The sequence below is a fragment of the Kineococcus rubinsiae genome (assembly GCF_011839805.1).
Taxonomy (GTDB): Bacteria; Actinomycetota; Actinomycetes; order Actinomycetales; family Kineococcaceae; genus Kineococcus; species Kineococcus rubinsiae.
On sequence record NZ_VWPY01000034.1, the window covers coordinates 40,895 to 47,304 of the forward strand.

Annotated in this window: 6 protein-coding genes, 1 tRNA gene and 1 pseudogene; 3 read left to right on the forward strand and 5 right to left on the reverse strand. The window is 74.5% G+C overall.

Annotated elements, in window-relative coordinates:
* Positions 1-314 precede the first annotated feature (314 nt).
* The 5 genes from rplA to F1544_RS15700 all read right to left on the reverse strand — a co-directional run bounded on the left by rplA (position 315) and on the right by F1544_RS15700 (position 3,069).
* Positions 315-1,031, reverse strand: a complete 717-nt coding sequence (gene rplA / locus F1544_RS15680) for a 50S ribosomal protein L1 (protein WP_167587010.1) — start codon at positions 1,029-1,031, stop codon at positions 315-317.
* Positions 1,032-1,135: 104 nt separating this feature from the next.
* A complete protein-coding gene (gene rplK / locus F1544_RS15685) occupies positions 1,136-1,567 on the reverse strand; it encodes a 50S ribosomal protein L11 (protein WP_167587012.1) in 432 nt (143 codons plus the stop codon).
* Between the two features lie 164 nt (positions 1,568-1,731).
* Positions 1,732-2,649 (reverse strand): transcription termination/antitermination protein NusG, encoded by a 918-nt coding sequence (gene nusG, locus F1544_RS15690; RefSeq protein ID WP_167587013.1) that lies wholly within the window; start codon positions 2,647-2,649, stop codon positions 1,732-1,734.
* Positions 2,650-2,685: 36 nt separating this feature from the next.
* The gene (gene secE / locus F1544_RS24695; RefSeq protein WP_167587014.1) at positions 2,686-2,925 is read right to left on the reverse strand and encodes a preprotein translocase subunit SecE; all 240 of its coding nucleotides are present in this window, start codon (positions 2,923-2,925) and stop codon (positions 2,686-2,688) included.
* Positions 2,926-2,996: 71 nt separating this feature from the next.
* A tRNA-Trp gene (locus F1544_RS15700) sits at positions 2,997-3,069 on the reverse strand.
* Positions 3,070-3,253: 184 nt separating this feature from the next.
* On the opposite strand from F1544_RS15700, the gene F1544_RS15705 reads away from it, so the two are divergent.
* The 3 genes and pseudogenes from F1544_RS15705 to F1544_RS15715 form a co-directional block, all read left to right on the forward strand.
* Positions 3,254-4,516 carry a pyridoxal phosphate-dependent aminotransferase gene (locus F1544_RS15705; RefSeq protein WP_167587015.1) on the forward strand — a complete coding sequence of 421 codons (1,263 nt, stop codon included), beginning with the start codon at positions 3,254-3,256 and terminating at the stop codon, positions 4,514-4,516.
* An 81-nt stretch (positions 4,517-4,597) separates the two neighbouring features.
* Positions 4,598-5,650 (forward strand): adenosine deaminase, encoded by a 1,053-nt coding sequence (locus F1544_RS15710; RefSeq protein ID WP_244308779.1) that lies wholly within the window; start codon positions 4,598-4,600, stop codon positions 5,648-5,650.
* 75 nt (positions 5,651-5,725) lie between these two features.
* Positions 5,726-6,410, forward strand: a pseudogene (locus F1544_RS15715) (hypothetical protein); the annotation flags it as partial.

Below are 6,410 nucleotides of genomic sequence, written 5' to 3' on the forward strand. Positions count from 1 at the left end.
ACCGGTCGGGGCCCGGACGCACGAAACGCCCCGGCGCAGGTGCGCGGGGGCGTCGGGCCGGACCTCCCGGGGGAGGACGGCTGGAGCTCTGGCTCACCTGCGCAGGTCGCCCGTGTGCACGGGGCCTTCTGCGGCTGCGGTCCTGGAGGGGACTGCGGCTGCGACCGGCGGTCTTCGGTACGAGCAGTCTACACGCGGGCGCGGGCCGCCCCCGACCACCGCGGCGGCGGCCGGTGGCGGACGCGGCAGGGGCGGGACCGCGGCTGCAGTCCCGCCCCTGTCGCGTGCGTGGCCTCGTCAGGCCTGCGGCGTCGTCAGACGGCCGTCGGGTCCTCGATCAGGTTCTTGACCAGCGCCGGGTCCACGGGCACGCCCGGGCCCATCGTCGTGGTCATGGTGGCCTTCTTGAGGTAGCGGCCCTTGGACGCGGACGGCTTGAGCCGCAGGACCTCGTCGAGCGCGGCGGAGTAGTTCTCGACCAGCTGGCGGTCGTCGAAGCTCGCCTTGCCGATGACGAAGTGCAGGTTGGCGTGCTTGTCCGTGCGGAACTCGATCTTGCCGCCCTTGATCTCCGTCACGGCCTTCGCGACGTCCATCGTGACGGTGCCCGTCTTGGGGTTGGGCATGAGGCCGCGGGGCCCCAGCACCTTGCCCAGGCGGCCGACCTTGCCCATGAGGTCCGGCGTCGCGACGGCGGCGTCGAAGTCGAGGCGGCCCTTGGCGACCTCGTCGATGAGCTCGTCGCCACCGACGATGTCGGCGCCGGCGGCCTCGGCCTGCGCGGCGCGGTCACCGGTCGCGAAGACCAGCACGCGGGCGGTCTTGCCGGTGCCGTGCGGCAGGTTGACGGTGCCGCGGACCATCTGGTCGGCCTTGCGGGGGTCGACACCGAGGCGGAAGGCCACCTCGACGGTCGCGTCGTACTTCGTCGTGGAGGTCTCGCGGGCGAGCTTCACGGCGTCGAGGGGGGCGTAGAGGGCGTCGGCGTCGATCTTGTCGGCGGCGGCGCGGTAGGCCTTGCTGCGCTTCACTTCTGCTCCTGGGAGGTGAGAGGGAGTCGTGGTCGGTCGGGCCGCGCGCGGCCCTGCCACTGGGTGTTCGGCCGGGGACGTGGCCCCGGCCGGAGGCGGTGGCCTCAGTCCGAGACGGTGATGCCCATCGACCGGGCGGTGCCGGCGATGATGCGCGACGCCATCTCGAGGTCGGTGGCGTTGAGGTCCTGCAGCTTGGTCTCGGCGATCTCGCGGACCTGGGCCTGCGTGAGGTTCGCGACCTTGTCCGTGTGGGGGGTGCCCGAGCCCTTCGCGACGCCGGCGGCCTTCTTGATGAGCTCCGCGGCCGGCGGGGTCTTGGTGATGAAGGTGAACGAGCGGTCCTCGTAGACCGTGATCTCGACCGGGATGACGTTGCCGCGCTGGGCCTCGGTCTGGGCGTTGTACGCCTTGCAGAACTCCATGATGTTCACGCCGTGCTGACCGAGCGCGGGCCCGATCGGCGGGGCGGGAGTGGCCATGCCGGCCTTGATCTGGAGCTTGATGAGCCCGGAGACCCTCTTCTTGGGGGGCATGTCTGTCCTCTCGGTGCCCCTGCTGGGGCGTGGCGGCCTTGTCGGTGCCCGCGGATCGGGCGACGAGGGGTTGCGGCCGGTGGATCCAGTCTACGCGAGGCGCCGGCGGCGCCCCGCACGCACGAGGACCCCGGCCACCGGCCGGGGTCCTCGTGAGGGGTGCGTCAGATCTTGGCGACCTGGCTGAAGCTCAGCTCGACGGGGGTCTCGCGGCCGAAGATGGACACCAGCACGGTGACCTTCTGGCGGTCGGCGGAGATCTCCGAGATCGTCGCGGGCAGGGTCTCGAACGGGCCCTCCATGACGGTGACCGACTCGCCGACCTCGAAGTCCACGACGCGCTCGGGCTGCGCCGCGACGGGCTTGCCGTCGGCGGTCTTGGCCTGCTTCGGCTCCAGGGTGGCGGCCAGCATCGAGAAGACCTCGTCGTTGGACAGCGGCACGGGCTGGTGGGTGTTGCCCACGAAGCCGGTCACGCCCGGGGTGTGGCGCACGGCGCCCCACGACTCGTCGGTCAGGTCCATGCGCACGAGGACGTAGCCGGGGATGCGGACGCGGCGCACGTTCTTGCGCTGCCCGTTCTTGACCTCGACGACCTCCTCCATGGGGACCTCGACCTGGAAGATGTAGTCCTCCATGTTGAGGGAGGTCATGCGGGTCTCGAGGTTGGTCTTGACCCGGTTCTCGTAGCCCGCGTAGCTGTGGATGACGAACCACTCGCCGGGCATGCGCCGCAGCTGCTTGCGGAACTCCTCGGCCTCGTCGACCTCCTCCTCGACGGCGTCCGCCCCGGGGGCGTCGGCGTCGGGGGCGTCGTCGGTGTCGCCGGCGTCGACGGCGTCGTCCACGTCGGCGGCGGTCTCGGCACCCTCGGGGGCGACGGCGTCCAGGACGTCCGCCTCGGCCGCGGCCTCGGCGCCGGGCTCCTCGGCCTCGAAGTCGCCGACGGGCAGGTCGGGGGTGTCCGCGGCCTGCTCCTGCTCGGCCTCGACGTCGGCCTCGCGGTCAGCGGCCAGGTCGTCGGCGTCGTAGGACTGCGTGGCGACGAACGGGTCGTCGACCTCGGTCGGGCGCTCGGACACGGTGCTTGCCTGCTTCCTTCGGGTTCGGTGGTCGCGTCAGGAACTGGACCCGAACACCAGCAGGACGAGCTTGCCGATGCCGTAGTCCAGGGCGGACACGAAGAGCATCATCACGACGACGAAGACCAGCACGACCGCGGTGTAGCTCAGCAGGTCGCGGCGCGTCGGCCAGACGACCTTGCGGAGCTCCTCGACGACCTGGCGCAGGAAGAGCAGGACCCCCGTGCGGCGCTTGGCCGAGGCGTGGTCCTCCTCGGTCTTCGTCGTCTCGCTCACGTCGACCCTGCTCCCTACCGTTCCCGGTGCTCGTCGTGCGGTCGCGTCCGGCACGGACACGGTGCTGCTCGCAGGGCAGGAGGGACTCGAACCCACAACCGCCGGTTTTGGAGACCGGTGCGCTACCAATTGCGCCACTGCCCTGAGCGGTCCCGCAGCCCCAGGGGGCGTGCGTCACCACGGCGGGAGGACCCGCCGACGTGGAGTCTAGGCGACGCAGCAGGTGGGCGTCGAACCAGCGCGCCGGGCACCCGCCCCGCCGACGTGCTCCCCCGCACCCCGGACCGACCCCTCCCCCACGGCGGGCGACGGGTGCCACGATGGTCCCGTGACCGCCTCCAGCGCCCCCGCCACCCCGACGCCGGCCACCGCGGCGACCCCTCCCGCGCAGCGGGCCCGGGTGTCCGCCCGCGTCGCCGGCATCGCCGAGTCCGCGACCCTCGCGGTGGACGCCAAGGCCAAGGCCCTCAAGGCCGCCGGGCGTCCCGTGATCGGCTTCGGGGCGGGCGAGCCGGACTTCCCGACGCCCCCGGCGATCGTCGAGGCGGCCGTCGCGGCGTGCACGGACCCGGCCAACCACCGCTACACCCCCGCCGGGGGGCTGCCGGTGCTGCGCGAGGCCATCGCCGCCAAGACGCTGCGCGACTCCGGCTACGAGGTCGCGGCCTCGCAGGTCCTCGTGACCAACGGCGGCAAGCAGGCCGTCTACGAGACGTTCGCGGCGCTGCTGGACCCCGACGACGAGGTCGTCCTGCCGACGCCGTACTGGACGACCTACCCGGAGGCCGCGCGGCTGGCGGGCGGGCGCTGCGTCGAGGTCTTCGCCGGCCCCGAGAGCGGCTACCGGGTCACCGTGGAGCAGCTGGAGGCGGCGCGCACGCCCCGCTCGAAGGTGCTGCTGTTCAACTCCCCCTCCAACCCCACGGGCGCCGTCTACACGCCCGAGGAGGTCCGGGCGATCGGCCGCTGGGCGCTCGAGCACGACCTCTGGGTCGTCACCGACGAGATCTACGAGCACCTCGTCTACGACGGCCACCGCGCGGCGTCGATGCCCGTGGAGGTGCCCGAGCTCGCCGAGCGCTGCGTCGTGCTGAACGGGGTCGCCAAGACCTACGCCATGACGGGCTGGCGCGTGGGCTGGCTCATCGGGCCGCCCGACCTCGTCAAGGGCGTCGCGAACCTGCAGTCGCACCTCACGTCGAACGTCGCGAACGTCTCCCAGCGCGCGGCCGTCGCGGCGCTGACGGGGGACCTGGACGCGGTCGCCGCCATGCGGGAGGCCTTCGACCGCCGCCGGCGCACGATCGTCGGGATGCTCGACGCGATCGACGGCGTCTCCTGCCCGCTGCCGGAGGGGGCGTTCTACGCCTACCCGTCGGTGCAGGGGCTCATCGGGCGCACGCTGCGCGGCACCGAGATCACCTCCTCCGCCGTGCTGGCGGAGCTGATCCTGACCCACGCGGAGGTGGCCGTGGTGCCCGGTGAGGCCTTCGGGCCCAGCGGGTTCCTGCGCTTCTCGTACGCCCTGGCCGACGACGACCTCGCCGAGGGCGTCGGCCGGGTCCAGCGCCTGCTGGCCGAGGCCGTCTGAGCCCCCGCGCCCGGGGCGCGGGCACCCGCCCGCCGCCCCGCCGCGGAGCCTGACGCGCCACGGCGAGCACTGGCAGACTCACTGACCGTGACGCAGCGCCCGCTCGAGTCCCTGCCCAAGGCGCACCTGCACCTGCACTTCACGGGCTCGATGCGGCCCTCGACGCTCGTGGAGCTCGCCGAGCGCAACCGGGTGCGGCTGCCCGCGGCGCTGACCGGTCACCAGATGCTCACGCTCTCGCCCGACGAGCGCGGCTGGTTCCGCTTCCAGCGGCTCTACGACGCCGCCCGCGCGTGCGTGCGCACCGCCGACGACATGCGGCGCATCGTCCTGGAGGCCGCCGCCGACGACGCGGCCGAGGGCTCGCGCTGGCTGGAGCTGCAGGTCGACCCGACCTCCTACGCGGTCCACGTCGGCGGCATCACCCCGGCCCTGGAGATCGTGCTGGCCGCGGCGCGCGAGGCGACCGAGCTCACCGGGACCGGGGTCGCGGTGGTCGTCGCGGCCAGCCGGATGCGGCACCCGCTGGACGCCCGGGTGCTGGCCCGGCTCGCGGCCCGGCACGCGGGGGACGGCCCGGGCACGGTCGTCGGCTTCGGGCTGTCCAACGACGAGCGGCGCGGCACGACGGCCGACTTCGCGGGGGCCTTCGCCATCGCCCGCCGGGCCGGGCTCGCGGCGGTCCCCCACTCCGGCGAGCTGCTGGGACCGGCGCACGTCACCGAGACCCTGCGGACGCTGCAGCCCGACCGCCTCGGCCACGGCGTGCGCAGCGCCGAGGACCCCGCGGTGCTCGCGCGCCTGGTGGACGCGGGCGTCGCGCTGGAGGTCTGCCCGACGAGCAACGTCTCCCTCGGCGTGTACCCGGAGCTCGCCGGCGTGCCGCTGCGGCGCCTGCTCGACGCGGGCGCGACCGTCGCCCTCGGGGCCGACGACCCGCTGCTCTTCGGCCCGCGCCTGATCGAGCAGTACCGCAGCGCGCGCGAGGACCACGGCCTCGACGACGCGGCGCTGGCCGGCCTCGCCAGGGGCTCCATCACGGCCTCCCGCGCCCCCGCGGCGACGAAGGCGCAGCTGTCCGCGGACGTCGACGCCTGGCTCAGCGCGGTCCCCGCGGGGTCCCGGAACGGCTGACAGACCGCCTCCGGAGTGATTGACTCAATGAGTCGAGTCAATGGGTCGGTATGCCGGCCAGACCGAGGAGGCCCCGTGTTCGGACCGCTGGTGCTCGCCGCCCCCCTGCTGCTCCTGCTGGTCGGGGGAGCCGGCGTCGGGGGCTTCCTGCTCGCGCGCCGCGTCCCGGCGGGCCGGCTGCCGCTGCCCGTGGCGGCCGCCCGCCGCCGCGGCACGGCCCTCGCGCTGGCCGCGCTCGTCGTCGCCGGCACCCTCCTCGTCGCCGGGACGACGCTGCCGCAGGACAGCCTGGGCCGCACCCGGCTCGTGGCCGTGACCCCGCTCGCGGCCGCGGCCGCGCACGCCCTCGTCCTGCTGGTCGGCGAGCTCACCTGGCCGCGACCGCGGCAGCGGGTGCGCAGCGCGCGCCTCGCCGTCCGCTCCGTGCGCGCCGACGCCCCGCGCGGCCTGCTGGTGGCCTACGCGGCGAGCGTGGCCCTGGCGCTGCTCGCCTGCCTGGCGGGCGCGCTGCTGGCCGACGGCACCGGGCGGGCGATCGGCTGGCGGTCCGCCGACGGGCTCGCGGCCTCGACGCGCGGACCGTTCCCCGGCGCCTTCTACGCCGCTCCCGTGGCCGCGGGTGTGCTCGTCCTCGCCCTGCTCACCGCGGCGCTGCTGGTCCGGGTGCCGCACCGGCCCGCCGCCGCGGGCGCCGACGCGACGACCGACGGGACCCTGCGCCGCGCCGCCGCCCACCGCGTGCTGCGGGTCTCCACCGCGG

Coding starts and splice junctions, on each gene's coding strand:
- rplK (WP_167587012.1), bottom strand. CDS start 1,567: ATGCCCCCCAAGAAGAGGGTCTCCGGGCTCATCAAGCTCCAGATCAAG.